At 72.7% G+C, this 26406-nt stretch carries 17 protein-coding genes and 1 tRNA gene; 9 read left to right on the top strand and 9 right to left on the bottom strand.

Annotated elements, in window-relative coordinates:
* The first annotated feature begins 115 nt into the window (after nucleotides 1-115).
* Nucleotides 116-1714, top strand: coding sequence for a DUF2079 domain-containing protein (locus OG702_RS22975; protein WP_442814513.1), 1599 nt, complete (start codon nucleotides 116-118; stop codon nucleotides 1712-1714).
* Here the strand turns inward: OG702_RS22975 and OG702_RS22970 are convergent.
* The 6 genes from OG702_RS22970 to OG702_RS22945 all read right to left on the bottom strand — a co-directional run bounded on the left by OG702_RS22970 (nucleotide 1711) and on the right by OG702_RS22945 (nucleotide 11215).
* Entirely contained in the window at nucleotides 1711-2664 is a 954-nt protein-coding gene (locus OG702_RS22970) for a TolB family protein (protein WP_327290805.1), read from the bottom strand. The two genes, OG702_RS22975 and OG702_RS22970, sit on opposite strands and share 4 nt — an antisense overlap.
* A 101-nt stretch (nucleotides 2665-2765) precedes the next feature.
* Nucleotides 2766-6305, bottom strand: coding sequence for a transcription-repair coupling factor (gene mfd, locus OG702_RS22965; protein ID WP_327290804.1), 3540 nt, complete (start codon nucleotides 6303-6305; stop codon nucleotides 2766-2768).
* A 207-nt stretch (nucleotides 6306-6512) separates the two neighbouring features.
* Nucleotides 6513-9083 carry an ABC transporter permease gene (locus OG702_RS22960; protein WP_327290803.1) on the bottom strand — a complete coding sequence of 857 codons (2571 nt, stop codon included), beginning with the start codon at nucleotides 9081-9083 and terminating at the stop codon, nucleotides 6513-6515.
* Nucleotides 9080-9868 (bottom strand): ABC transporter ATP-binding protein, encoded by a 789-nt coding sequence (locus OG702_RS22955; RefSeq protein ID WP_327290802.1) that lies wholly within the window; start codon nucleotides 9866-9868, stop codon nucleotides 9080-9082. The genes OG702_RS22960 and OG702_RS22955 overlap by 4 nt, the downstream gene beginning before the upstream one ends.
* 335 nt (nucleotides 9869-10203) lie before the next feature.
* Nucleotides 10204-10695, bottom strand: coding sequence for an SUKH-3 domain-containing protein (locus OG702_RS22950; RefSeq protein WP_327290801.1), 492 nt, complete (start codon nucleotides 10693-10695; stop codon nucleotides 10204-10206).
* A gap of 7 nt (nucleotides 10696-10702) precedes the next feature.
* Entirely contained in the window at nucleotides 10703-11215 is a 513-nt protein-coding gene (locus OG702_RS22945; protein ID WP_327290800.1) for a YwqJ-related putative deaminase, read from the bottom strand.
* 408 nt (nucleotides 11216-11623) lie between these two features.
* Here OG702_RS22945 and OG702_RS22940 point away from each other — a divergent pair, with 408 nt between their 5' ends.
* The 5 genes from OG702_RS22940 (at nucleotide 11624) to OG702_RS22920 (ending at nucleotide 18208) form a co-directional block, all read left to right on the top strand.
* Nucleotides 11624-12358 carry a sensor domain-containing protein gene (locus tag OG702_RS22940; protein WP_327290799.1) on the top strand — a complete coding sequence of 245 codons (735 nt, stop codon included), beginning with the start codon at nucleotides 11624-11626 and terminating at the stop codon, nucleotides 12356-12358.
* A gap of 167 nt (nucleotides 12359-12525) precedes the next feature.
* Nucleotides 12526-13266, top strand: a complete 741-nt coding sequence (locus OG702_RS22935) for a hypothetical protein (RefSeq protein WP_327290798.1) — start codon at nucleotides 12526-12528, stop codon at nucleotides 13264-13266.
* 139 nt (nucleotides 13267-13405) lie between these two features.
* Nucleotides 13406-14419, top strand: coding sequence for an SMI1/KNR4 family protein (locus OG702_RS22930; protein WP_327290797.1), 1014 nt, complete (start codon nucleotides 13406-13408; stop codon nucleotides 14417-14419).
* 7 nt (nucleotides 14420-14426) lie between these two features.
* The gene (locus tag OG702_RS22925; protein WP_327290796.1) at nucleotides 14427-17087 is read left to right on the top strand and encodes an SUKH-4 family immunity protein; all 2661 of its coding nucleotides are present in this window, start codon (nucleotides 14427-14429) and stop codon (nucleotides 17085-17087) included.
* A 212-nt stretch (nucleotides 17088-17299) separates the two neighbouring features.
* Nucleotides 17300-18208, top strand: a complete 909-nt coding sequence (locus OG702_RS22920) for a cellulose-binding protein (RefSeq protein WP_327290795.1) — start codon at nucleotides 17300-17302, stop codon at nucleotides 18206-18208.
* 8 nt (nucleotides 18209-18216) lie between these two features.
* Here the strand turns inward: OG702_RS22920 and OG702_RS22915 are convergent, their stop codons facing one another.
* On the bottom strand, nucleotides 18217-19605 hold the full coding sequence (locus OG702_RS22915) for a sensor histidine kinase (RefSeq protein ID WP_327290794.1): 1389 nt from the start codon (nucleotides 19603-19605) through the stop codon (nucleotides 18217-18219).
* Nucleotides 19606-19835: 230 nt separating this feature from the next.
* Between OG702_RS22915 and ppc the strand changes: the two genes are divergently transcribed.
* Nucleotides 19836-22592, top strand: coding sequence for a phosphoenolpyruvate carboxylase (gene ppc / locus OG702_RS22910; protein WP_327290793.1), 2757 nt, complete (start codon nucleotides 19836-19838; stop codon nucleotides 22590-22592).
* 115 nt (nucleotides 22593-22707) lie between these two features.
* Here the strand turns inward: ppc and OG702_RS22905 are convergent, their stop codons facing one another.
* Together OG702_RS22905 and OG702_RS22900 are read right to left on the bottom strand one after the other, a co-directional pair.
* Nucleotides 22708-23310 (bottom strand): TetR family transcriptional regulator, encoded by a 603-nt coding sequence (locus tag OG702_RS22905; protein WP_442814729.1) that lies wholly within the window; start codon nucleotides 23308-23310, stop codon nucleotides 22708-22710.
* A 91-nt stretch (nucleotides 23311-23401) separates the two neighbouring features.
* Nucleotides 23402-24397, bottom strand: a complete 996-nt coding sequence (locus tag OG702_RS22900; protein ID WP_327290791.1) for an acyl-CoA desaturase — start codon at nucleotides 24395-24397, stop codon at nucleotides 23402-23404.
* A 224-nt stretch (nucleotides 24398-24621) separates the two neighbouring features.
* On the opposite strand from OG702_RS22900, the gene OG702_RS22895 reads away from it, so the two are divergent.
* Nucleotides 24622-24692, top strand: a tRNA-Gln gene (locus tag OG702_RS22895).
* A 74-nt stretch (nucleotides 24693-24766) separates the two neighbouring features.
* Nucleotides 24767-26212 (top strand): bifunctional UDP-N-acetylglucosamine diphosphorylase/glucosamine-1-phosphate N-acetyltransferase GlmU, encoded by a 1446-nt coding sequence (gene glmU, locus OG702_RS22890; protein ID WP_327290790.1) that lies wholly within the window; start codon nucleotides 24767-24769, stop codon nucleotides 26210-26212.
* Nucleotides 26213-26406 lie beyond the last annotated feature (194 nt).

The raw sequence follows: 26406 nt of genomic DNA, 5'->3' as shown, positions 1-26406 counted from the left end.
GTGGCGGTCCAAAGAGGCCGCGGGATGCCCGGGCCTCCCCACGGGTCCCGCGAGCACAGTCCCGTCCCGTATCTTTTCCGGCAGACCCCGACCCCGCTTCCTCGGGAGGACGACGATGGACAGGGCCGAGGCCGTCATACCGCAGAAGAGCGGCGAGGCCGTGCCACGCACCGCCGCACCAGGGTTGACCGCCCTTTCCGGGCTGCGGGAGCGGATCGCGGGGACGCGGCCGGATCCCTACCTGCTGGGTGCCGTCTTCTTCGTCGCCTACGTCCTGCTGTCGCTGACCCGGTATCGGCGGATGCTGACGATGTCCTGGGATCTGGGCATCTTCGAGCAGGCGGTCCGCGGCTACGCGCATCTGCAGGCGCCGACCACTGCGTTGAAGGGCCCGGGGTTCAACGCGCTCGGCGACCACTTCAGCCCGATCACGGCGCTGATCGCCCCCTTCTACCGGGTCTTCCCGACCCCGGCGACCCTGCTGGTGGCCCAGGCGCTGCTGTTCGCGCTGTCGGTGATCCCGGTCACCCGGGGCGCCGGGCTGCTGCTCGGGCGGGGCCGCGGGCTGGCCGTGGGGGTCGCGTACGGGCTGTCGTGGGGGGTGCAGCGGGCGGTCGACTTCGACTTCCACGAGGTCGCGTTCGCCATGCCGCTGCTGGCCTTCTCGCTGGAGGCGGTGCTCCGCAGGCGCTGGGCCGCGGCGATGTGGTGGGCGCTGCCACTGGTGCTGGTCAAGGAGGACATGGGCGTCACGGCCGCGGTGATCGGCGCGATCGTCTGGTGGCGCACCCGGGAGCCGGCGGAGCCGGAGACGTCCGTCCCGGCGCAGGCGGCGGGTGAGCGGCAGCCGGCCGGCACGGTCGCGGGCGACCGTGCCGGACCGGACATCACGGAGCAGGACGGGACATCGGGAGGAGGTGACCAGGTGGAGGCGCCGCTGAGCGACGCACAGCGTTACGGGCCTTGGGCGATCGGGCTGATGGGCTTCGGAGTGGCGGCGTCCGCGCTGGCACTCGGGGTGCTGATCCCCGCCTTCCACGGCCCCGGCTACGACGCGTTCAACCACATCAACGGCGACGGCACGATGACGGGGCGCATCCCGTTCGGCACCGCGGTGCGCACGCTGCTGTGGATGCTGCTGCCGACCAGCGGGCTGCTGGCGCTGCGGTCGCCGCTGATCGTGGCGGCGCTGCCGACCATCGGATGGCGGTTCCTGTCGCACTACCCGGAGAACTGGGGCACGGCCTGGCACTACAGCGCGGTGCTGATGCCGGTGATCTTCCTGGCCCTGGTGGACGCGGCGGACCGCTTCAAGCGGAGCCCGCTGCCCTGGCTGCGGTCGTACGCGTCCGGGGTGCCGGCCGCGGCGGTGGGAGCGGCGATGGTGCTGACCTTGTCACTGCCGCTGGCGTCGCTGAGCCACAGCGACACCTACAAGGTCGACGCGCGCACCAAGGCGGTGGAGAAGGTGCTTGACCTGATACCCGACGGCGCCACCGTGGAGGCGAACGTCGGGCCGATAAGCCGGCTGGTGCACCGCACCACCGTCTACTGGGTGGGCGGCGCGACCGGAGTGGTGCCGCAGTACATCGCGCTGGACAACTCCAGCGGCTGGGTGCCGGACCCGTTGACCTACGGCACGCAGCTGCATCCGGGCTCGACGTACACGGAGATAGCCAACCAGGACGGCTACGTGATCCTGCGGCGGAACTAGGCGGCGCCCGTCCGGGAGTCGGCCGCGGAGTCCACCGGGTAGTCGACGTAGGCGAAGTGGCGGCTGTCGGGGGACCAGCTGTTGACGTTGAGGCTGCCCTGGCCGCCGAAGAAGGCGACCAGGTCGCGCGGGGCGCCGCCGGCGGGGTCCAGCAGGCGCAGCACGACGTCGCGGTCGGCGGGGTGGCCCTCGGTGCCCGGCGGGAAGCTGATGTAGAGGATGTGCCGTCCGTCGGGGGAGGGATGGGGGAACCAGTTGACGCGTTCGTCACAGGTCAGCCGGGTCAACTCGGAGCCGTCGGGGCGCATCCGGAAGAGCTGGGCGTGGCCCGGGGTGGTGGCGCCGTGCTCGGAGTTGAAGAGGATCCAGTCGCCGTCCGGGGTGAATTCCGGGCCGTCGGCGGGAGCCGGGCTGTCGGTCAGCCGGGTGTCGGGACCGCCTGCGGCCGGGAGGGTGAAGATGTTGCGGTAGCCCCACTCGTCGCCGCCGTGGGGCTCGACGCCGACGTAGGACAGGGTCAGACCGTCCGGTGAGACGCCGTGCAGGAAGTGCCGGAAGGGGCCGGGGGCGCGGTCGTTGGTGACCCGGCGGGCGGGGCCGCCGGTGAAGGGCACCGCGTGGATGTGCCCGTCGCCTGCCGACAGGTAGAGGGTGGCGCCGTCCGGTGAGAGCACGTGGTCGTTGTTGGCGTCGGTGATGCCGCCGGTGTCGATGACCTCGGGCAGCACGCCGTCGCCGTGGGAGGCGTCGGCGGGGATCCGCAGCAGCAGCCCGTCCTGGTTGACGACCAGCCAGCGGCCGTCCGGGGACCAGTTCGGCGCTTCCAGGGCGCTGTCCGCGGTCTCGTGGACCAGCCGCGGCTCGCCGCCCTCGATGTCGCCGACCAGCAGCCGGGCGCGCTGCCCGGCGGCCAGCGGCCGTACGTTCGTCCCCGCACCGGTGATCGTCACGCCCGCACTGTAACCGCGGGGGAGGTGACGGTCGCCGGCCGGGGGCGAGGAGGGGCAGGGACGGCAAGGGATGGAATAGGGGGGAGAGGGACGTGCGGGGGTTACGTGTCGAGGATGGTGGTCAGGAAGTCCGCGGTCCACTGGAGCAGTTCGCGCCCCACCACCGGCTTGCCGCCGACGCGGGCGGTGGCCGGGCGGGGCACCAGGACCTGGTGGGTGGCCGGCTTGAGGACGGCGCGGGGGTGGAGCCGGGACAGCCGCAGTTCCTGCGACTCGCGCAGGTCGACCGGCCCGAAGCGGACGTTGCCGCCCTGCAGGGTGATGTCGGCGACACCGACCTTGCGGGCCAGCATCCGCAGGCCGGCCACCAGCAGCAGGTTCTCCACCGGCTCAGGCAGCGGGCCGTAGCGGTCGACCAGTTCCTCGCGGACCGCGGTGACGTCCTCGGCGGAGTTGGCGGCGGCGATGGCGCGGTAGGCCTGCAGCCGCAGCCGCTCGCCGGGGGCGTAGTCGTGCGGGACGTGGGCGTCGACCGGCAGCTCGATCTTGACCTCAAGCAGCGTCTCCTCCGGCTCACCGCCCGACTCCAGGGCCGAGCGGTAGTCGGCGACGGCCTCGCCCACCATCCGCACGTAGAGGTCGAAGCCGACCCCCGCGATATGGCCGGACTGCTCACCGCCGAGGAGGTTGCCCGCGCCGCGGATCTCCAGGTCCTTCATGGCGACGTACATGCCCGCGCCCATCTCGGTGTGCTGGGCGATGGTGGCCAGCCGCTCGTGCGCGGTCTCGGTGAGCGGCTTCTCCGGCGGGTAGAGGAAGTAGGCGTAGCCGCGTTCCCGGGAACGGCCGACCCGGCCGCGCAGCTGGTGCAGCTGGGACAGGCCGAAGGTGTCGCCGCGCTCCACGATCAGCGTGTTGGCGTTGGGGATGTCGATCCCGGACTCCACGATCGTGGTCGATACCAGCACGTCGAAGCGCTTCTCCCAGAAGTCGACCACGACCGACTCCAGGGCCGCCTCCCCCATCTGCCCGTGGGCGGTGGCGATCCGCGCCTCCGGCACGATCTCCCGCAGTCGGGCGGCCGCCCGGTCGATGGACTCGACCCGGTTGTGGATGTAGAAGACCTGGCCCTCGCGCAGCAGTTCACGCCGGATGGCGGCGCCGATCTGCTTCTCCTCGTACGGCCCGACGAAGGTCAGCACCGGGTGCCGCTCCTCGGGCGGGGTGGTGATGGTGGACATCTCCCGGATGCCGGTGACCGCCATCTCCAGGGTGCGGGGGATGGGGGTGGCGGACATGGTCAGCACGTCGACGTTGGCCCGCAGCTTCTTCAGCTGCTCCTTGTGCTCCACGCCGAAGCGCTGCTCCTCGTCCACGACGACCAGGCCGAGGTCCTTGAAGCGGGTCTCGGAGGAGAACAGCCGGTGGGTGCCGATGACGATGTCCACCGACCCGTCGAGCAGCCCTTCGAGCACCGCCTTGGCCTCGGAGTCGCTCTGGAAGCGGGACAGCGCCCGCACGTTGACCGGGAACTGCGCGTACCGCTCGGAGAAGGTGCCGAAGTGCTGCTGCACCAGCAGCGTCGTCGGCACCAGCACCGCCACCTGCTTGCCGTCCTGCACCGCCTTGAAGGCCGCTCGCACCGCGATCTCGGTCTTGCCGTAGCCGACATCGCCGCAGATCAGCCGGTCCATCGGCACGGACTTCTCCATGTCCTCCTTGACCTCGGCGATGGTGGTGAGCTGGTCGGGGGTCTCCGCGTAGGGGAAGGCGTCCTCCAGCTCGCGCTGCCAGGGGGTGTCGGGGCCGAAGGTGTAGCCGGGGGCGGCCATCCGGGCGGAGTAGAGCCTGATGAGGTCGGCGGCGATCTCCTTGACGGCCTTCTTCGCCCGCGCCTTGGTCTTCGTCCAGTCCGCGCCACCCAGCCGGTGCAGCGTCGGGGCCTCGCCACCGACGTACTTGGTGATCTGCTCCAGCTGGTCGGTGGGCACGAACAGCCGGTCGCCGGGCTGGCCGCGCTTGGCCGGGGCGTATTCGACGACCAGATACTCGCGGGTGGCGCCCTGGACGGTGCGCTGCACCATCTCCACGTAGCGGCCGACGCCGTGCTGCTCGTGCACGATGTAGTCGCCACCGGTCAGGGTGAGCGGGTCGATGGTCTTGCGGCGCCGGGACGGCATCCGCCCCATGTCCTTGGTGGAGGACCGCTGTCCCGACAGGTCGGTCTCGGTCAGCACGGCGAGCCGCAGTGCCGGGTCGATGAAGCCGTGCTCGATCGACCCGGTCGCGACATGCACCACGGAGGCGACGAGTTCGGTCAGCTCCACGTCGAGCCGGGCGGCGATGCCCTCGCCGGCCAGCACCTCCGCGACCCGGGCGGCCGGGCCGTGGCCCTCGGTGACGTAGACCGTCCGCCAGCCGTCGGCGATCCAGCCCTTGGTGTCGGCCAGCGCCCGTGCGGTGTCACCGCGGTAGAGCTCGGGGGCGCGCATCCCCAGCTGGAGGGTGTCGCCGTCCAGGTCGCCTGCCTCGTCGGCGGCGAAGGGACTCACCGACCACCACGGCACGCCCAGCTCGCGGGCCCGCTCGCGGACGTCGGCGATCGGCCACAGCGAGGCGGCGCCCAGGTCGATCGGCGCCTCGCCGCCGCCGGCCGAGGCCGCCCAGGACGCCTCCAGGAACTCCTGCGAGGTGGCCACCAGGTCGGCGGCCCTGGTGCGTACCCGTTCCGGGTCGCACACCACCGTCATCGACCCGGCGGGCAGCACGTCGAGCAGCAGCTCCATGGAGTCCACCAGCACCGGGGCCAGCGACTCCATGCCCTCGACCGCGATGCCCTCGGCGATCTTGTCCAGCAGCTCGCCCAGCTCCGGGTGCGCGAGGGCCAGCTCGGCCGCCCGCGCCCTGACGTCGTCGGTGAGCAGCAGCTCGCGGCACGGCGGCGCCCACAGGCCGTGTTCTGCGACCTCAAGCGAGCGCTGGTCGGCGACCTTGAAGTAGCGGATCTCCTCGACCTCGTCGCCCCAGAACTCCACCCGCAGCGGGTGTTCCTCGGTGGGCGGGAAGACGTCGAGGATGCCGCCGCGCACGGCGAACTCGCCGCGCTTCTCGACCAGCTCCACCCGCGCGTAGGCGGCCGCGGCCAGGCCGTCGACGATCGCGCCGAGGTCGGCGGTGGTGCCGCTGCGCAGCGCCACAGGTTCCAGGTCGCCGAGGCCCCTGACCTGCGGCTGCAGCACGGAGCGGATCGGGGCGACCACCACCTGCACCGGGCCGGCCGACGGGTCGTCGGCCCGCGGGTGCGCCAGCCGGCGCAGCACCGCGAGCCGCCGGCCCACGGTGTCGCTGCGCGGGGACAGCCGCTCGTGTGGCAGCGTCTCCCACGCCGGGAACTCCACCACGGCGTCCGGCGGCAGCATCGTGCGCAGCGCCGCCGCCAGGTCCTCGGTCTCCCGCCCGGTGGCGGTGACGGCGAGCACCGTGCGGTGCGCCTTCGCGGCCAGCGCCGCGACGGCCAGCGGGCGGGCGGCCGGCGGACCGACCAGGTCCACATGCGGCCGCGATCCGGAGACCGCGGCCTGGACCGCCTCAGCGAGGGCGCTGTCGGCGACGGCGGCGTCGACCAGACCGTTCAGACTCATACAGATTCCGTCCCGGGGGGTGCGTGAGGGGGCGCCGCCGCGCGGGCAACGCCAACCGCCCGACACGTGTCACGGGCCGGGGGGTCCTTCCAGCGTACGGCCTCCGGCCCGCCCGCACTCCCGGTACGCCTCCCCCGGGGAAGGGAGCGGCCCCGGCGACGCCGGGAGGGCGTGCCGGGGCCGGGGCGAGGTTCCGCCGCCGCGGGGCTAGTCGGTGGCGATGGCGTTCAGGACGTTCATCCGGCCCGCCCGGAAGGCGGGGAGCAGGGCGGCCAGCAGGCCGACCACGGCGGATCCGATGAAGACGGTGACGATCGTCACCCAGGGGATCTGCAGGATTCCCAGCCCCTGCGACGCCAGCACCTTCTGCCCGGTGGCGCCCCAGCCCAGGCCGAGCCCGAGGCCGACCAGCGCCCCGAAGAGGGCGATGACCACCGACTCCAGCCGGATCATCCGGCGCAGCTGGCGCCGCGACGTGCCGATCGCCCGCATGAGGCCGATCTCCCGGGTGCGTTCGACCACCGACAGGGCCAGGGTGTTCACCACGCCCAGGATGGCGACGATGATCGCGAGGCCGAGCAGCGCGTAGATCATGTAGAGCAGCTGGTTGACCTGGCTCTGGATCAGGTCCTTGTAGTCGGCCTGGTCGCGGACGTCGATCTGCGGGTAGGCCTTCACCGAGGCCTTGAGCGAGGCGTAGGCCTGCTTCTCCTTGCCGTCCACCGCCTTGCCGAACATCATGAAGTCGCCGGGCATCTTGTCCGCGGGCAGGTAGCTGCGGGCGGTGGCGATGTTGGTGAACTTCGTCCCGTGCTCGATGGTGGTGTCGTCGCTGGTGATCGCGGCGACCTTGAGGTGTGCGGGCCGGCCGCCGGTCATCAGGACGGTCAGCTCGTCGCCGAGCTTGACGCCGTTGTCCTTTGCGAAGCCCTCGGGCAGCGACATCGCGTCCTTGCCGTAGGCGTCGGCGAGCTTGCCCTGGACGGTCTTGAGCTCCAGGTCCTGCGGGTAGGTCGGGTCCGCCGCGCTCAGGTCGGTCTTGACGGTGGCGCCGGACGGCAGCGTGAGCTTGGCGTTGACGATGGTGTAGTGGGTGAAGTGCTGGATGTCCCTCGTCGCGCTCAGCGCCTTCTCGGCGGCGGGCGTCAGCGTCTGGTCGCCGTTGTTGCCGACCTGGATGATGAAGTCCGCGCCCACCGACTTGTCCAGCTGGTCGTTGGCGGAGGCCACCATGGACGAGCCGACCACCGACATGCCGGCCACCAGGGCCAGGCCGATCATCAGCGCGGAGGCGGTGGCGCCGGTACGCCGGGGGTTGCGCAGCGCGTTGCGCTCGGCGAGGCGTCCCATCGGGCCGAAGAAGCGCAGCACGACCGCGCTCACCGCGCGGACGATCACACCGGCGAGCAGCGGGCCGACGATGACGAAGCCGACCAGGGTGAGCAGCACGCCCAGGCCCAGCAGGCTGCCGCCGGAGGAGGCCTTGTCGGCCTGTCCCGCGCCGACCAGGGCCAGGGCGCCGGCCGCGCAGACCAGGACGCCGATCGCGGCGCGGATCCGTCCGGCCCTGCCGTCGGCCGGGGTGCCGGCGTCCCGCAGCGCGGCCATCGGGGAGATCTTGCCCGCCCTGCGGGCCGGGATGTAGGCGGAGACCACGGTGACGACGACGCCGATGGCCAGACCGATGATGGGCGTGGTGGCCTTGATGGTCAGCTCGGAGGTGTCGAGCTTCATGCCGACCTTGCCCATCAGGTTCATCAGCCCGATGGCCAGTCCGATGCCGCCGCCGACGCCGAGCACCGAGCCGGTGACGCCGAGCAGCACCGCCTCGATCAGCACCGATCTGTTGACCTGCCCGCGGCTGGAGCCAAGGGCCCGCATGAGCCCGATCTCCCGGGTGCGCTGGGCGACCAGCATGGAGAAGGTGTTGACGATCAGGAAGATGCCGACCAGCACGGCGATCCCGGCGAAGCCGAGCATCGCGTACTTCATGAAGTTCAGGAAGCCGCCGAGGTCGTCCTGGTCCTTCTTCTTGGTCTCGGCCGCGGTGTCGATGGTGTAGCCGCTGCCGATGGCCGCCCTGACGTTCTGCTTGAGCTGGTCGTCGGTGGTGCCGGCGGCGGCGGTGAGGCCGAAGCCGGTGTACTGCGTCGGGTTGCCGAGCAGCTTGGCCTGGGCGGTGGCGGTGTCGATGTAGACGACGGCCGCGCCGGGGTTGGTGGTCTTGAAGGTCGCGATGCCGGAGATGGCGACCTTGAAGTCGCCGGGGGCCGCGATGACCCGCAGCGTGTCACCGATCTTCAGGTGGTGCTTCTTGGCGGTGTCGGCGTCCAGCACCGCCTGGCCGGAGCCCTGCGGGAGGTGGCCGGAGGAGATCTCCACCGCCTTGGTCTCGGTCGGGTCCCAGTTGCTGACGATGGTCGGGGCGCCGGACGACGGGCTGATCTTGTCGTTCTTCGCGTCGGCGACGGTGACGTCCTGGCTGGTGACGTCGGGGTCGGACTTGGCGACGCCGGGCACGTGCAGCAGCTTCTGCTGGAGCGAGGCGGGCACCGGGTCCGGCATCCCGGTGGCCTGGGCGTCGTCCACCTTCTTGGCGCTGATGGTGACGTCGGAGGCGGTGGAGCCGAAGAGCTTGTCGAAGGTGGCGGTCATGGTGTCGGTGAAGACCAGCGTCCCGCAGACGAAGGCCACCGACAGCAGGACGGCGATCGCGGAGAGCGCCATCCTGCCCTTGTGCGCGAAGAAGTTGCGCACCGAGGTCTTGAGGACGGTCATGAGGTCCTCCCGCGCCCGTCGAAGGACTTCATCCGCTCAAGGACGGACTCGGCGGTGGGGTTGGCCATCTCGTCCACGATCCGGCCGTCGGCCAGGTAGAGGACGCGGTCGGCGTAGGAGGCGGCGACCGGGTCGTGGGTGACCATCACGATGGTCTGGCCGAGCTCGTCGACCGAGCGGCGCAGGAAGCCGAGGACTTCCGCGCCGGCCCGCGAGTCGAGGTTGCCGGTCGGCTCGTCGCCGAAGATGATCTCCGGCCGGGCGGCCAGGGCGCGGGCGACGGCCACCCGCTGCTGCTGGCCGCCGGAGAGCTGGGTCGGGCGGTGCTTGAGCCGGCCGGCCAGGCCGACGGTCTCCACGACCCGGTCGAACCACTCGCTGTCGACCTTGCGGCCCGCGATGTCCATCGGCAGCGTGATGTTCTCCGCCGCGTTGAGGGTGGGGAGCAGGTTGAAGGACTGGAAGATGAAGCCGATCTTGTCCCGGCGCAGCTGGGTGAGCTTCTTGTCCTTCATGCCGGTGATCTCGCTGTCGCCGATCCAGATACGGCCGTCGGTGACCGTGTCGAGCCCGGCGAGGCAGTGCATGAGGGTGGACTTGCCGGAACCGGAGGGGCCCATGATCGCGGTGAAGCGGCCGCGGACGATGTCCACGTCGACCGCGTCCAGCGCGACGACCCGGGTCTCGCCCGCACCGTACGACTTCGTCACCGAGCGCCCCGCAGCGGCAACAGCCGAACGTCCTCCGTTGCCCCCGGCCTTGGGAATCGTCACTGCCGTTGTCACTGTGTCTCCTGTGTCGTCGTGGATCGGGCTGCTGTGGTGTACATCAGCCTGCTGGAGTCCGCCGTGCGGCACGATGGGGAAGGTCTCCGTCTTGCTGGTGGGGGTATCCCCACCCCGCCCTATGACCGTATGGAACGCGTAAGGCCAGAACGTCATCCGCCGGTACGAACCTGGCCGCCCCCAAAGTAGGTGCCTCCCCTTAGGGGACGGCCGTGCGCGCGTCATACCGGGGTAAGGGACAGTGACCGCGCACCGGTTCCGGAGGGCCCGGAACCGGTCGCCGTCGCGCAGGCCGCGGCCGGGAAACGGTCCCGGTCGCGCGGGTCGCGGCCGGCTCAGTGCGCGGCGAGCGTGAGCCGTACGGTGCGGCCGCCGCCGATCAGGGCGGCCAGGGCCAGGTCGATGTCGGGGCCGACGTACCAGTCCCCCGCGTGGTCGATGGCGTAGACCCGGCCCTCGGCGTCGATGGCCAGCAGGGCGCCGGAGCCCGGCTCCTCGCCGAGCGGGCTGACCTCGGTCTCCAGCGCCCGGCCGAGGTCGGCGAAGGTTCGCGCCATGTGCAGGCCGAGCAGCGGGTCGACGGTGACCGCGCTGGGCGCGACCAGCCGTCCCGGCCCCGAGGCGGCCGGATACGCGAGGCCGCCGAATTCGGCCCACGCCTCGACGGCGGCCGGGAAGACGGCGTGCCGGTGCCCGGCGGGCGAGACGTGCCCGCGCAGCAGATCGGCCCAGTCCTCGGCCTGCTTGATGTCCCACCGGCCGGGCTCCCAGCCGCCGGCCCGCAGCGCGGTGTCGACGCCGACCGGGAAACGCACACTGACGGTCACGGGGCGTTCATTCCCCCTCTTCTGCCGCGGGGTCGACCGCCCGGACCCCGAAGTGCGCGAGCAGCGGCCCGCAGGAGCGGCACGGCGGGGCGTAGGCGCCGTGCGCCGGGTCGCCGTCCTCGCGTATCCGGCGGGCCGTCAGTTTCGCCCCGCGCAGCGCCTTGCGCGCCTCGCTCTGGGTCAGCGGGCGGCGCGAGGCGCGCTTGCCGCGATGGGCCTCGACCTCGGCCAGGTGCCGCGAGATGAGCACCGGTTCCGCGCACCGGCCGGTGAAGCGCTCGCGCTGGACGGCAGGCAGCGCGTCGAGGAACTCCTGCACGATCGGATGCAGGACGGGCGGCTGGTCGCCCTTGGCACCGGTGCAGGTCAGCACCTCGTCGCGGATGGACAGCGCGGCGGCCACCGCGGGCAGGATGCCGTCCCTGCGGTGCAGCAGCGGCGGGGGTCCCTCCCGGTGCCGGGGCTCGCTCCAGTTCAGCCTGGGGTCGGTGGCCCCGGCCGGCGGAAAGTGAGTTGTCATGTTTTCCGTGCATCCCTCCGTCCGCCCGCCGGGCGGCGATCCCCCGTATGTTGATCAGACTGCCAAACGCGCCACGCGATGGGAAAGCCGAACGCGTCCCCGCGCCCATTGTGTGTGGGCCATGTCACCGTCGGGTGACCGAACGCCGACACAGCAGGCACAGCGCGTACACGCCGAACACATGAACTCCCAGTCCGGAGCGCATGAAACCGCCAGGACGGGGGTCCGGGCCCCCTCGCGAGCGGCTACCCCGCGTACACGCCGCCGCACCCGGCAGCCCGGCGGTCCGCACAGCCGGGACACAGCGTCCGGCCCGGCATGGACGCGGGGCATCGGGGCGGGGAGGATCGACAGTCGGCCCGCGCCCGCGGGTCCCCCCACACCGCCGAACCAGGGAATGTGACCTCGATGCACAAGACCCGGCTCCGTCTGGCCGCGGCAGCGCTCCCCGCACTGCTGCTCGCCGCCGCCTGCTCGTCCTCCTCCGATGCGCCGGACTCCACCAAGGCCCCGGACGGCACCGCGACCGTGCTCAGCGGCAAGGCGCCGCTGACCACCGCGCAACTCAGCAAGGCCCTGGTCACCGACTCCGACGTGCCCGGCTGGACCATCCAGCCGTCGCAGACCGCCGACTCCTCCGACACCTCGACGCTGACCGCGGACAAGCCGGCCTGCCAGCCGCTGGCCGACATCACCAGCAGCAATCCGACGATCCACCGGATGGCGTTCATCGGCGCGGCCTTCGCCAAGACCACCGCGACCACCAGTGCCACCCCCGACGTGATCAACCAGATGCTGGTCGCCAGCCACGCGCCGGGCGACGCGAAGAAGGTGATCGACTCGGTGCGGACCGCGCTGGCCGGCTGCACGAGCTTCACCGCCACCGACAGCACGGGGACGAAGACGCCCTTCACCATCAGCAAGGGGCCGGCGGTGCCGACCGGCGACGCGTCGGTGTCCTATCTGATGACCGACACGGCGGACAAGAAGACCGGTGCCGCGCTGGTGGCCGTCGTGCAGACCGGCGACACCGTGACCGCGTATCTGTCGGTGAAGTCCAGCGGCGGCGCGGGCCCGCTGCCCATCGACGTGGCGCGCAAGCAGAGCGAGAAGCTCAAGGCGGCGCTCGCGGCCAGGAAGTAGCCCGCGGCGGCGCCGCAGCCCGTCGGACAGGCGGGCCTGCTGTGAGCAGCCCCACAGCGGAAGGGGCGGCCCGGTTGCCGTAAAGTCGCGCGGCAACGGGCCGCCGCCCGTGGGATCGCCGTCGCCCGTGGGACGCCGGGACGGACACGACACAGGGGATCGCATCGATGCCGATACGCGCAGACCATCGCCTACTGACCGGTAGGCGGGCCGTGGCCGCCGCCGCGCTGCTGCCCGCTCTCGTGCTCACGGCCGGCTGCGGCGGTGATGGCGACGGCGGCGGCAAGGACGAGCCGGGGCCGGTGAAGGCGTCGGGCGCGGTGCCCATCGCCAAGCTGACCTCCGCCCTGCTGACCTCCTCCGACCTGCCGCACGTCCAGGTGCTGCCGGCCGCCAGCAAGGACCAGCTGCTCGGCCCCGCGCAGAAGGCGGACGTGGCGGCGTGCCAGCCGGTGGTCGACCAGTGGAGCAGCCAGCCCGCGCACCCGCGGCAGGTCTACACCGGCGCGATGGTCACCGACACCACGGACAAGGACAAGGGCGCCAAGGCGATCTCACTGACCGTCATCGCGTCCTACAAGGTGGGGGTGGCCAGGACCGTCCTGGACGAGCTGACCGCCGCGGTGACGGCCTGTCACGACTACGCCCTGGTGCGCAGCGGCGTGACCACCCACTTCGCGGTGAAACCCGCGCCCACCACGCCGGGGCTGGGCGACCAGCAGGTCTCCTACACGATCGGCGACACGGCCAAGGGCATCGCGGGCCAGGTGCTGGTCACGGTGGTCAGGGCAGGCGACACCACCGCGGCTTTCGAGACGGTGCGCGCCGACCACACGCCGGCGACGCTGCGCCGCACGATCCCGGTCAAACAGGTCGACAAACTGCGCACCGCGGCCAAGGGCGGCTGACCCCGGCGGCAGCCGCGGCGGCCACCGGGCGGCACCCGCCCGCGAGCTGAGCAAAGGGCCGGTCAGCGCACCTGCGACAGGCCAGGACAACAGGCCCTAGGCTGTCGTCATCACCCGTACGTACCAGGGGGCAGCAGTCATGACGACAGGTCGGCAAGGGCTGGGGGCAGCGCCTCCCGACCCCGGAGCGGGGGGTCGGACCGCGCCGCCGAACGCGGCCTACGCCGGGCAGGTCGTGCACTTCCCCGACCCGCTACGGGCCGGCCGCCACCCGCAGGGGGTGTGGATCGACGACGAGGGCCACCCCGACTTCTCGCCCTACGCCCGCGCGGCGGCCGAGATAGCCGAGCCGCCCCAGGGTTTCGGCATCGACGAACTGCGGCTGACCGACTACGTCTCGGCGAACGCCGCGCTGCACGCCTCGGGCCACGAGCTGTGGGGCAGCCTGCCCCCGGTGGCCACCCCGCACGGCTGGACCTGGCACCACGTGCCGGGTTCGCGGCGGCTGGAACTGGTCCCCACCGAGGTCAAGGCGCTGCTGCGGCACCACGGCGGGCTCGCGGAGTCCGTCGCCGACCACGACAAGCGCGGCACCCGGCCGCTGCAGGAGACCCGGCCGGTGCATTTCGCGCTGCCGAAGGACCCGGTGGCGGTCAGCGAGACGCAGGTGCGGGACGTCGAGGAGGAGCTGGGCTACCGGCTGCCGGGGTCCTACCGGGCCTTCCTGAAGGCGGCGGGCGGCTGCGCGCCCCGCGGGGTGGCGCTGGACCCGGAGCTGGGACTGCTCATCGACCAGCCGTTCTTCACCGTCCGCGACACCGCGGCGGCCAACGACCTGGTCTACGTGAACAAGTGCCTGCGCGACCACCTCACCAAGGACTACCTGGCGATCGCCTACATCCAGGGCGGGCTGCTCGCGGTGAAGGTCAAGGGCGAGGGCGCCGGCTCGGTGTGGTTCTGCGCCTACGACGACGCGCGTGACGGCGACCGCTGGGACAGCCCGGCCGACCGGGTGGCCGAACTGCTGCTGCCGTGCGGCGACTCGGTCGACGCCTTCCTGCTGCGGCTCGCGGGCAATCCGCCGGAGCTGGAGACGGTCGCGAACCTGATGGTCGACGGCGGTTTCGCCGCCGCGGCAGCGGTGGAGGGGTGAGCCGGACATGGTGACTTTCGCTCAGGCGCAGGAGCGCGCGGAGCACTGGATCAACGGCGGCGTGCCGCCCTACGAGCACCGCGAGATCCGGGTGCGCGAGTTCGACCTCGGCTTCGTCATCTGGTCGGAGCCGCGCGAGGGCGGCCCCTCGGCGGACGACGGCGGCGACATACGGGTGGTCATCGCCCGCGACAGCGGGGAGGCCACCTTGTGGCCCGCCCTGCCCATCGGCGAGTTGATCCGCCGCTACGAGGAGGAGTACGGCGCTGTGCCTAACGACGCGGCGCCGGAACCGCCGCAGCGCATCGACCTGGAGGCGACGTCCTTCCTGCTGAGCCCGCCGCAGTGGCTGCAGGACGCGGCGGACCGGATGGGCATCCCGGACCGCAGGCAGGACAGCGCCGCCGCGACCGCCCGCGCCGGCAGTGATGCCGATGCCGGCTCCGGCACGAGCACGCCGTCCGGCGGCACGAGTACGCCGTCCGGCGGGGGGGAATCCGCGGGCCGGATCGGCTACCGGCGGCCGGCCGCCGCGGAGAGCACGCCCCAGGAGCCCGACCGGCAGCGGCCTGCCGCCGCGTCCGAGGGATCGGGGGGCGTCGACTACGTCCGGCGGCCCGCCGCCGTCCCCGAGCACAACGGGCCGCAGGAAGGCGACAGTTGGGCGGGCAAGACGGTCAGCGGCTCCAGCGGGGGGCAGTCGGTGCCGGTCCCGGCCACCGTCTTCGCACCGCCGGTCGGCGCGGACCTGCCGCCGCAGGCGCCGCGGCCCGACGCCGCCGAGGAGCGGACCGACCTGCTGCCCGGCGGCAGCGGCACGCCCGAGCAGGCGCCTCCGCCGGCGCGCGGCGGGGTGCCGCACACCGTGGGCGGCTCCGCCTACCCGCCGCCGAGCGGCCCCGGCGTCCCCCTTCCCCCGCCGTCCGCGGGCGGTCAGGGCGCAGGCCCAGGCAGCGGACCCGGAAGTACCGCGGACATCGCGGGCCTTGAGACGGCCAAGGCGGTCCGCGGCAACGTGCCGCCGGCTCCCCCGTCCCGGCAGGGCGGTACTCCCCCGCCGCCCTACGCCGGGACTCCCGGCACACCGCCGCTGCCGGCGTACGGAGGGACCCCCGGCACACCGCCGTCCCCCGCGAGCAACGACCCCCACTACGCGGCCACCATGCTCGCCGGAGGCGGCGGCAACCCGCCCCACATCCCTTTCGCCGGAACTCCCGGCGGCGGCACGCCCCCGCCGCCCTACGCCGGGACTCCTGGCACACCGCCACCCCCGCCGCCGTACGCGGGTACCCCCGGCACCCCGCCACCCCCGCCGCCCTACGCGGGTACCCCCGGCACCCCGCCACCCCCGCCGCCGTACGGAGGCAGCGCCGGTGCGCCACCACCTCCGCCGCCCTACGGGGGCAGCCCCGCTGCTCCACCACCCCCGCCGCCCTACGGAGGCGCCCCCGGCACAACGCCGCCCCCCGCGAGCAACGACCCGCACTACGCGGCCACCATGCTCGCCGGACCCGCCGTCGCCGGACCCGCGCTGGGCGGCGCTCCGCCGCCCCCGCCGCCGGGGCCCTTCGCCGGCGCTCCCGGTGGCGGCGCTCCGCCGCCCCCGCCGCCCTACGCCGGCGGGCCCGCCGCGCCGCCGCCCGCGCCCGGCTACGGCTATCCGCAGCCGCCGGCCGGCGTGCCGACGGTGGGGCCCGGCTACATGGCGGTGCTGCGCTACCGCGGCCAGGACGGCAGCGAGCAGCAGATCATCAGGCGCTCCGCGCCCGGCACCCCCCATCCGGAGTGGCAGATCCTGCACGAGCTGCGGTCGGCCGGGGTGCGCCCTGAGCAGGTGCTCGAACTGCACACCGAACTGGAGTCCTGCGACCTGCCCGGCGGTTACTGCACCCGGATGATCAGGGAGACCTGGCCGCAGGTGCGGATCAGCCACACCGCGCCCTACGGGCGGGACCACGCGAGCCGCCGGCAGGGCGTGCAGCACCTGCTGACGCACCAGGGCGAACTGCACCAGGTGGCGGGCGCTCCCGCCCGCCCGCAGCCGCAGCGGGTGCCGATGCCCGACCCGCACACCGTACTGCGGGTGCCGCCGGTCGGGCTCGACGTGATCGGGCAGGAGCTGGCGGGCGCCTTCGGGCCGCCCGGGATCTTCCGCTTCGACCAGCGGGCCGTCTCCCGGCAGGGGGTGCCCGACATCGTGGCGCAGACCCTGATGTGGGCCGGGTTGCCGGTGGACTTCGGGCCGTTCTTCTGGGCGCAGGCCCAGCCCGGCCAGCCGGTGCCGACGCTGGCCGAACTGGCCGCCTCCCGCGGGGTGCAGCCGGCCGCGGACGCGGGTTCGTATCTGGTGATGGGCAACGACTTCGGGCGCCAGCTGTGCGTGCAGTACGGCACCGCGCACATCGTGGCGCTGCCGCTGGAGGGCGGGCCCGCGGGTTCGCCGCCCGCGGCACCGCAGTTCGTGAACTCCAGCCTGCCCGAGTTCGCCCGCAGCCTGGCGCTGCTCGGCCGGATGTGGCGGCTGCGGATCGGGCTGACCCCCGAGCAGGCGGGCCACTGGACGGTCGACTTCCAGGCCGCGCTGGCGGCGCAGGACCCGGCGGCGATCGCCTCGCCCGACAACTGGTGGTCGGTGCTGATCGAGCAGATGTGGGACGGGCTGCTGTAACAGCCGGGGCGGACCCGACGGTTCACCGCGGCGCCCGCCCAAGGGCCGGGCGGAAGGACGGATGTGTCCTTCCGCCCGGCCCTCCGGCGTTTTCCGGGTAGGAGAACAGTCGGAGTGTCGTAGCTCGTACAATTCGGTCATAAGCCATAAATAGGTAGCGAGGGAACGGCGAGGGGCAGCAGCGGTACGCCACCGGTAAAAGGGGCAGACGGATGAGCAGCAACACGACCGCATCGTCAACAGGCTTCCAGCAGACGCGCGGGCGGGGCCACGGCTACCGCCCCGACCAGGTCGACCGCTACCTCGAGGAACTCTCCGAGGACCGCGACGCCGCCTGGGAGCGCGCCGCCCGGCTCACCGTCCTCGCCAACGAGATGGACGCGGAATGCGCGGCCCTGCGCGAACAGGTCGGCGCCCTCCCGCCGGAGAACTACGAGACGCTCGGCCCCGGCGCGCTGGAACTGATGCGGCTGGTCGAGGAGGAGGCCGAGGCCGTACGCGAACGCGCCGAGGTCGAGGCGCAGTACGCCAGGGACGCCGCGGAGACCGCCCGCCGCACCCTCCAGGACGAGGCACGTGCCGCCGCCTCCGCCCGGCTGGCCGCGGCCGAGGACCACGCCGAGCGGATGCTGGACGAGGCGTGCAGCCGCGCCGCCGAGATCCTCGGCCAGGCCCGCGCCGAGGCGGACGCCCTGCGCGGCGAGGCGGGCCAGACGCTGGACGCCATGCGGCAGGACGTCGACCGCAGCACCGCCGAGGCCGAGAAGGAGCGGCAGGGGCGCCTGGACACCCTGCGGCACGAACTCGCCGAGCACGAGGCCGGCGTCGACAGCCGGCTCGGCGCGCTCCTGGCCGACGCCGAGCGGCGGCTCGACGCGGCGCAGAAAGAGCGGGCCGCCGCCGAGGAGGCGCTGCGCACCCAGCAGGAGGAGGCCGATCAGCGGGCCGCCTCGATGCTGTCGCAGGCACGGCTGCACGAGGAGCGGGTCCGGCGGGAGAGCGAGCGCTCGCTGCGCGCCCACGAGGAGCACCGCGACGAGATCCGCGCCCACCTCGCCCACGTCCGCTCCACCCTCGCCACCCTCACCGGGCGCCACACCACCCCGCCCGAGGAGCAGTAGCCGCCGGGTCAGACGCCGCGCAGCGGGACCATGGCCGAGACGCGGAAGCCGCCGTCCGAGGTGGGCCCGGCGGCGAATCCGCCGCCATGTGCGGTGACCCGCTCCTTCATGCCGAGCAGACCGTGCCCGCCGCTGGGCAGCGCGGTCTGCGCGGAGCCGTCGGAAGGGCCGTTGGTGATGAGGACCGCGACTTCGGCCTCCCGGTAGGCCAGCCGTACGACCGCCTTGGCGCCCGCCGCGTGCTTGTGCACGTTGGTGAGCGCCTCCTGCACGACGCGGTAGACGGTGGCCTCGATGCGTGCCCCGCACGGCCGCTGCGACCCCTCGACGGTCAGCTCGACGGCCATTCCCGCGGCCTGCGACTCCTCGACCAGGGCGGCGAGCAGCGCCAGCGTGGGCCCGTCCGCCCCGGGGCCGGGCGCGCCCGCCGGGTCCGCCCCGGCCTGCCGCGCCTGCGAGGTGTCCGGCCGGATGTCCACCCGCACGGCGTCGGCCCGCATGGCCGGGGCGACCACCACCGGCGCCGCGGCGGTACGCAGCACGCCCAGCATCTGGCGCAGTTCGGTGAGGGCCTGCCGCCCCATGTCGCCGAGCATCTCCGCACTGGCCGACGCCTTCTGCGGGTCCTTGAGCGCGACCGCCTTGAGCGCGGCGGCGTGCACGACCATCAGGCTCACCCGGTGCGCGACGACGTCGTGCATGTCGCGGGCGATCCGGGTCCGCTCCTCCGCCCTGGCCCGCTCGGCCCGCTCGGCGGCCTTCTCGGCGAGCAGTTCGAGTTCGCGTTCCAGACCGTCGGCCCGCTCCCGCAGGCTCTCCACCAGGCGGCGCCTGGCGCGTACGTAGAGGCCGAGCAGCACCGGAGGACCGGTCAGGCCGAGCGCCATGAGCGCCGCGACGACCAGTGTCAGCGGCATCCGCAGCGAGCTGCCGCCGTCCTGGTCGCCCAGGTTGTCGTGGAACTGGAGGAAGGCGACGATCATGGTGCCCAAGCCGTTCATCCCGGCCAGCACCGCGGTGATCCGCCGCGGCACCTCGGAGGACGCCAGCGTGTAGAGGCCGACCAGGGAGAGCAGGAAGCCCATCTGGGCCGGCGTCATGGCGATGCTGACCAGCACCACCGCCACCGGCCAGCGCCGGCGCAGCACCAGGACCGTGCCGACCAGCACGCCGAGCAGCGCGCCCGCACCGGTGACGATCCCGGTGCGGTCGGCGAAGGTGGCCCCCTCGAAGGCGCACTCGATCGCGGAGACCGCGGCCAGTGCCACGTCCAGCACGAAGCCGCGCCGCCGCGGCCACCACCACACGCCGGGGCGGCGCGGCAGCACCACTGCGATGGCGGCCGCCGCACCTCCCCCGGCACCGTCGTCCGGTACGTGCGCCCCCGTCGTACTCATGGCGTCCAGCGTATGCGGTGCCGGGGCGGCGCACCGGGCGCATACCGGCCGGGTACCGGGGCGTCACCGGCGGGTCTCCCGCCGTGCACCGGGCGGTGCCGGCGGCGGGACGCGGTGTCCGCCTGATGGGCTGACCGTCTCGGCGGAGGGGCCGCGACCTATCCTGGAACGGCCGGACAGCGCGGTCCGCGAGTACGCCGTCCACTTCCCCTGCACAAGGAGCCGCACCTGTGAGCAGCGCCGACACCGCCCCGGACAGCAGTACCGCCAGCAGTACCGCCCTGCGTGCCGACATCCGCCGCCTGGGGGAGCTGCTCGGCGGCAGCCTGGTGCGCCAGGAGGGCCAGGAACTGCTCGACCTGGTCGAGAAGGTCCGCGCCCTGACCCGCAGCGACGGGGAGGCCGCCGCCGCACTGCTCGGCGACACCGACCTGGAGACCGCCGCGAAGCTGGTGCGCGCCTTCTCCACCTACTTCCACCTGGCGAACGTCACCGAGCAGGTGCACCGCGGCCGCGAGCTGCGCTCCCGCCGCGCGGCCGAGGGCGGCCTGCTGGCCCAGACCGCCGACCTGCTCAAGGACGGCGACCCCGAGCACGTACGCGAGACGGTACGCAACCTCAACGTGCGGCCGGTGTTCACCGCCCACCCCACCGAGGCGGCCCGCCGCTCCGTCCTGAACAAGCTGCGGCGGATCGCCGAGCTGCTTGAGGACGGCCACGGCAACGGCGAGGGCAGCACCGGGGACCGGCGGCGCGCCGACCTGCGGCTGGCCGAGAACATCGACCTGCTGTGGCAGACCGACGAGCTGCGGGTGGTGCGCCCGGAGCCCGCCGACGAGGCGCGCAACGCGATCTACTACCTCGACGAGCTGCACGCGGGGGCGGTCGGCGACGTCCTGGAGGACCTGGCCGCCGAGCTGGAGCGGGTCGGTGTGCCGCTGCCGCCGCAGACCCGCCCGCTGACCTTCGGCACCTGGATCGGCGGCGACCGCGACGGCAACCCCAACGTGACGCCGGAGGTCACCTGGGACGTGCTGATCCTGCAGCACGAGCACGGCATCACCGACGCACTCGAACTGGTCGACTTCCTGCGCGGCGCGCTGTCCAACTCGATCCGCAACTCCGGCGCGAGCAGCGAACTGCTCGACTCGCTGGCCACCGACCTGGTGGCGCTGCCCGAGATCAGCCCGCGCTACAAGCGGCTCAACGCCGAGGAGCCCTACCGGCTCAAGGCCACCTGCATCCGGCAGAAGCTGATCAACACCCGCGAGCGGCTGGCGGCCGGCACCCCGCACGTCCCGGGCCGCGACTACCTGGGCACCGCGGGGCTGCTCGAGGACCTCCAGCAGATCCAGGACTCGCTGCGCACCCACCGCGGCGGCCTGATCGCCGACGGCCGGATGGACCGGACGATCCGCACCCTGTCGGCGTTCGGCCTGCAGCTGGCGACGATGGACGTGCGCGAGCACGCCGAGGCCCACCACCACGCGCTCGGCCAGCTCTTCGACCGGCTCGGCGAGGAGTCCTGGCGGTACGCCGACATGCCGCGCGACTACCGCCGCAAGCTGCTCGCCAAGGAGCTGCGCTCGCGCCGGCCGCTGGCCCCGACCCCGGCGCCGCTGGACGAGGCGGGCGCAAAGACGCTCGGCGTCTTCCACACCATCAGGCAGGCCTTCGAGCGCTTCGGCCCCGAGGTCGTGGAGTCCTACATCATCTCGATGTGCCTGGGCTCCGACGACGTCTTCGCCGCGGCCGTGCTGGCCCGCGAGGCCGGTCTGATCGACCTGCACAACGGGGTCGCCAGGATCGGCATCGTGCCGCTGCTGGAGACCACCGACGAGCTGAAGATCGCCGACAAGCTGCTGGACGAGATGCTGTCCGACCCGTCCTACCGGCGGCTGGTCTCGCTGCGCGGCGACGTGCAGGAGGTGATGCTCGGCTACTCCGACTCCTCGAAGTTCGGCGGCATCACCACCTCGCAGTGGGAGATCCACCGGGCCCAGCGCCGGCTGCGCGATGTGGCGCACCGGCACGGGGTGCGGCTGCGGCTCTTCCACGGCCGCGGCGGCACCGTCGGCCGCGGCGGCGGCCCCTCGCACACCGCGATCCTCGCCCAGCCCTGGGGCACGCTGGAGGGCGAGATCAAGGTGACCGAGCAGGGCGAGGTCATCTCCGACAAGTACCTGATCCCCTCGCTCGCCCGGGAGAATCTGGAGCTGACGGTCGCCGCCACGCTCCAGGCGTCCGCCCTGCACACCGCGCCGCGGCAGTCCGACGAGGCGCTGGCCAGCTGGGACGCGGCGATGGACATCGTCTCCGAGGCCGCCCACGGCGCCTACCGCACGCTGGTCGAGGACCCCGACCTGCCGCCGTACTTCTTCGCCTCCACCCCCGTCGACCAGCTCGGCGAGCTGCACCTGGGCTCCCGCCCCTCCCGCCGTCCGGACTCCGGCGCGGGCCTGGACGGACTGCGCGCGATCCCGTGGGTCTTCGGCTGGACGCAGTCCCGGCAGATCGTGCCCGGCTGGTTCGGCGTCGGTACCGGGCTGAAGGCCGCCCGCGACGCCGGCCTCGACTCGGTGCTCGAAGAGGCGCACGGCCAGTGGCACTTCTTCCGCAACTTCCTGTCCAACGTCGAGATGACGCTGGCCAAGACCGACCTGCGGATCGCCCGCCACTACGTGGACACCCTGGTGCCCGACGAGCTCAAGCACGTCTTCGAGGCGATCGAGGCCGAGCACGAGCTGACCGTCCGTGAGGTGCTGCGGCTGACCGGCGAGTCGGAGCTGCTCGCCGCGAGCCCGGTGCTGGCGCAGACCTTCCACATCCGCGACCAGTACCTCGACCCGATCTCCTACCTCCAGGTCACGCTGCTGGCCCGGCAGCGTGCGGCGGCCGCGGCCGGCGACGAGCCGGACCCGCTGCTGTCCCGCGCGCTGCTGCTGACGGTCAACGGGGTGGCCGCGGGGCTGCGCAACACCGGCTGACCCGCCTGGCGGCCCGACCGGCCGCGGGCAGAGCGCCGCCCCCGCGCCCATGAGGGCCGGGGGCGGCGGTCCGTTCCGGCGGGCGGTGTGCCGCGCCGGGTGTGCCGCGCGGCGGTCAGTTCTTGCGGTGGCCGATCAGCCGGGGCCTGGGCTCCAAGCCCGACAGGCCGTTCCAGGACAGGTTCACCAGGTGGGCGACGACCTCGGCCTTGTCGGGATGCTGGGCGTCCAGCCACCACTGGCCGGTCAGGGCGACCATGCCCACCAGGGCCTTGGCGTACATCGGCGCGAGCTTGGGGTCGAAGCCGCGCTGCTTGAACTCGTGGCCGAGGATGTCCTCGACCTGGGTGGCGATGTCGCTGATCAGCGAGGCGAAGGTGCCGGTGGACTGGGCGACCGGCGAGTCGCGGACCAGGATGCGGAAGCCGTCGGTGTACTGCTCGATGTAGTCCAGCAGCGCGAAGGCGGCCTGTTCGAGCAGTTCGCGCGGGTGGCCGCCGGTGAGGGCGCCGGTGACCATGTCGAGCAGCCGGCGCATCTCCCGGTCGACCACGACGGCGTACAGGCCCTCCTTGCCACCGAAGTGTTCGTAGACCACCGGCTTGGACACGCCGGCCTTGTGGGCGATCTCCTCGACGGAGGTGCCCTCGAAACCTCGCTCCGCGAACAGCGTCCGACCGATGTCGAGCAGCTGCTCGCGGCGCTCCTCGCCGGTCATGCGGACCCGGCGCGTGCGGCGCGGGCCGGGTCCCGAGGGTGTCTGGGGGGTCGTCGTCGCCCTGTCGTCTCTGCCGTCGGTCACGGATCAATCATGCCGCTTCACTGACGTCTTCCTTACGGCGGGCGGCGATCCGCTCCGCGGTCGGCCAGCGGACGTCGGTGGCCCAGCCGGCGAGCTCGAACCAGCGGATGATCCGGGCGCTGGAGTCGATCTGGCCGCGCAGCACCCCGTGCCTGGCACAGGTGGGGTCGGCGTGGTGGAGGTTGTGCCACGACTCGCCGCAGGACAGCACCGCGAGCCACCACACGTTGCCCGAGCGGTCACGCGACTTGAACGGCCGCTTGCCGACCGCGTGGCAGATGGAGTTGATCGACCAGGTCACGTGGTGCAGCAAAGCCACCCGAACGAGCGAACCCCAGAAGAAGGCCGTGAAGGCCCCATACCATGACATCGTGACCAGGCCGCCCACCAGCGGCGGCAGCAGCAGCGAGATCGCCGTCCACATCCAGAAGTCGCGGGAGATGCGGCGGATCGCTGGGTCCTTGATCAGGTCGGGGGCGTACTTGTTCTGCGGGGTCTGCTCCTCGTCGAAGAGCCAGCCCATGTGCGCCCACCACAGGCCCTTCATCAGCGCGGGCAGCGTCTCGCCGTAGCGCCAGGGGCTGTGCGGGTCGCCTTCCGCGTCGCTGAACTTGTGGTGCCTGCGGTGGTCGGCGACCCAGCGCACGATCGGGCCCTCGACGGCCATCGACCCGGCGATCGCCAGCGCGATCTTCAGCGGCCTGCTGGCCTTGAACGAGCTGTGGGTGAAGTGCCGGTGGAAGCCGATGGTGATGCCGTGGCATCCCAGGTAGTACATGCCCACCATCAGGCCGAGGTCGAGCCAGCTCATGCCGCGGCCCCACGCCAGCGGCACGGCGGCGGCCAGCGCCACGAAGGGAATGCAGATGAAGATCAGCAGCGCGATCTGCTCGATCGAGCGCTTGCTCTCGCCACCGAGGGTGGCCTTGAAATCCGATTCCTCTCCTGACGTCCCGGGATCCGGTTCCCGGGACTCGGTGATCACGTCCGGCTGTGTGGTCATGTGTGTCCCTCGGGGATGTGGAAGTGGGGGGCTGTTATCTGTGGTTACGTCCGTAACCTACGCCGCCGTAAGTATTGCAGCGGTGCACGGCGGCCGACAGGACCGTGTCGGGCCTGTGCCCAACGATCTCTACCCTGATCTCCGTCGCGTCCACCCCGCCGGGTACGGCATGATGGGAGCGACCGGCCGGCCTGCTCGACGCGATGCCGGGAGGGCCGAGTTGATCCGCCGTGGTGTAATGGCAGCACTGGGGCTTTTGGTGCCTTAAGTCCGGGTTCGAATCCTGGCGGCGGAGCAGTACGTGGTCGTAGGCGGGAAGGCCTCGCTATCCTGCGGGTGTCCCGCAATCGAAGCCCAGGAGTCTCCCCTGTGAGCGCCACACGCCCGGCTGCCGTCGTCGTCCTCGCCGCGGGTGAGGGCACTCGCATGAAGTCGGCCACCCCGAAGGTCCTGCATCCGATCTGCGGCCGCTCGCTGCTCGGCCATGTGGTCGTCGCGGCCCGCGCCCTGGACCCGGAACAGCTCGTCGTCGTCGTCGGACACGGGCGGGACCAGGTCGCCGCGCACCTGTCGGCCGCCGACCCGGCGGCGCTGACCGCCGTGCAGGAGAAGCAGAACGGCACCGGCCACGCGGTCCGCGTCGGCCTCGACGAGCTGGCCGCGCAGGGCGTCACGCCCGACGGCACCGTCGTGGTGACCTACGGCGACACCCCGCTGCTGACCGCGGAGACGCTGGCCACGCTGGTGGCCGCGCACCAGGCCGACGGCAACGCGGTGACGGTGCTGACCGCGAAGGTCCCCGACCCGACCGGCTACGGGCGGATCGTGCGGGACCTGACCGACGGCCAGGTCACCGCGATCGTCGAGCAGAAGGACGCCTCCCCCGACCAGCAGACCATCAGCGAGATCAACTCCGGGGTCTACGCCTACGACGCCGCGCTGCTCTCCGAGGCGCTGACCAAGATCACCACGGACAACTCGCAGGCCGAGGAGTACCTGACCGACACCCTGGCGATCCTGCGCGAGGACGGCCACCGGGTGGGCGCCTACACCGCGCCGGACCACCGGGAGATCGCCGGGGTGAACAACCGGGTGCAGCTGGCCGAGGCCCGCCGGGTCTTCAACGACCGGCTGCTGCACCGGGCCATGCTGGACGGCGCCACCATCGTCGACCCGGGGTCCACCTGGCTGGACGCCGATGTGGTGCTCGAACCCGACACCGTGATCCACCCCAACACCCAGCTGCTCGGCGGCACCAGGGTGGCCTCGGGCGCCGAGGTCGGCCCCAACTGCACGCTCACCGACACGGTGGTCGGCGAGGGCGCCCGGGTGTCGAACGCGGTGGCGCAGGAGGCGGAGATCGGCCCCGAGGCGAACGTCGGACCGTACGCGTACCTGCGGCCCGGCGCCAGGCTCGGCCGGGGCGCCAAGGCCGGGACCTACGTCGAGATGAAGAACGCCTCGATCGGCGACGGCACCAAGGTGCCGCACCTGAGCTACGTGGGTGACGCCACCATCGGCGATCACACCAACATCGGCGCGGCCAGCGTCTTCGTCAACTACGACGGGGAGGCCAAGCACCACACCACGATCGGCAGTTACTGCAAGACCGGATCCGACAACATGTTCGTCGCACCGGTGGTGGTCGGCGACGGCGCCTACACGGCGGCCGGCTCGGTGATCACCAAGGACGTGCCCTCAGGGTCGCTCGCGGTGGCCCGCGGACAGCAGCGCAACATCGAGGGCTGGGTCGCCCGCAAGCGCCCGGGCAGCGCTGCCGCGCAGGCCGCGGAGCGTGCCAAGCCGGCCGAGTGACCTGCCGCTGCGGGCGGCGCGGCCACGTCTTCGAACGGGTGAGCCGCGCCTTTCCGCAGGCCCCGCACACGTCGTCGAACGGGTGAGTGAGGGCCGTCTCATCAACCCCTCCGAGGTGCACGGATGCGCCGGAGGGGGCGTACCGTGTGGGGTGCACACAATTCCGCCAGCACGCCCACTTCGGGGCGGCGCTG

It is taken from the genome of Streptomyces sp. NBC_01198, assembly GCF_036010485.1.
Classification (GTDB): domain Bacteria; phylum Actinomycetota; class Actinomycetes; order Streptomycetales; family Streptomycetaceae; genus Actinacidiphila.
This window is presented reverse-complemented; position numbering and strand designations above follow the sequence as displayed.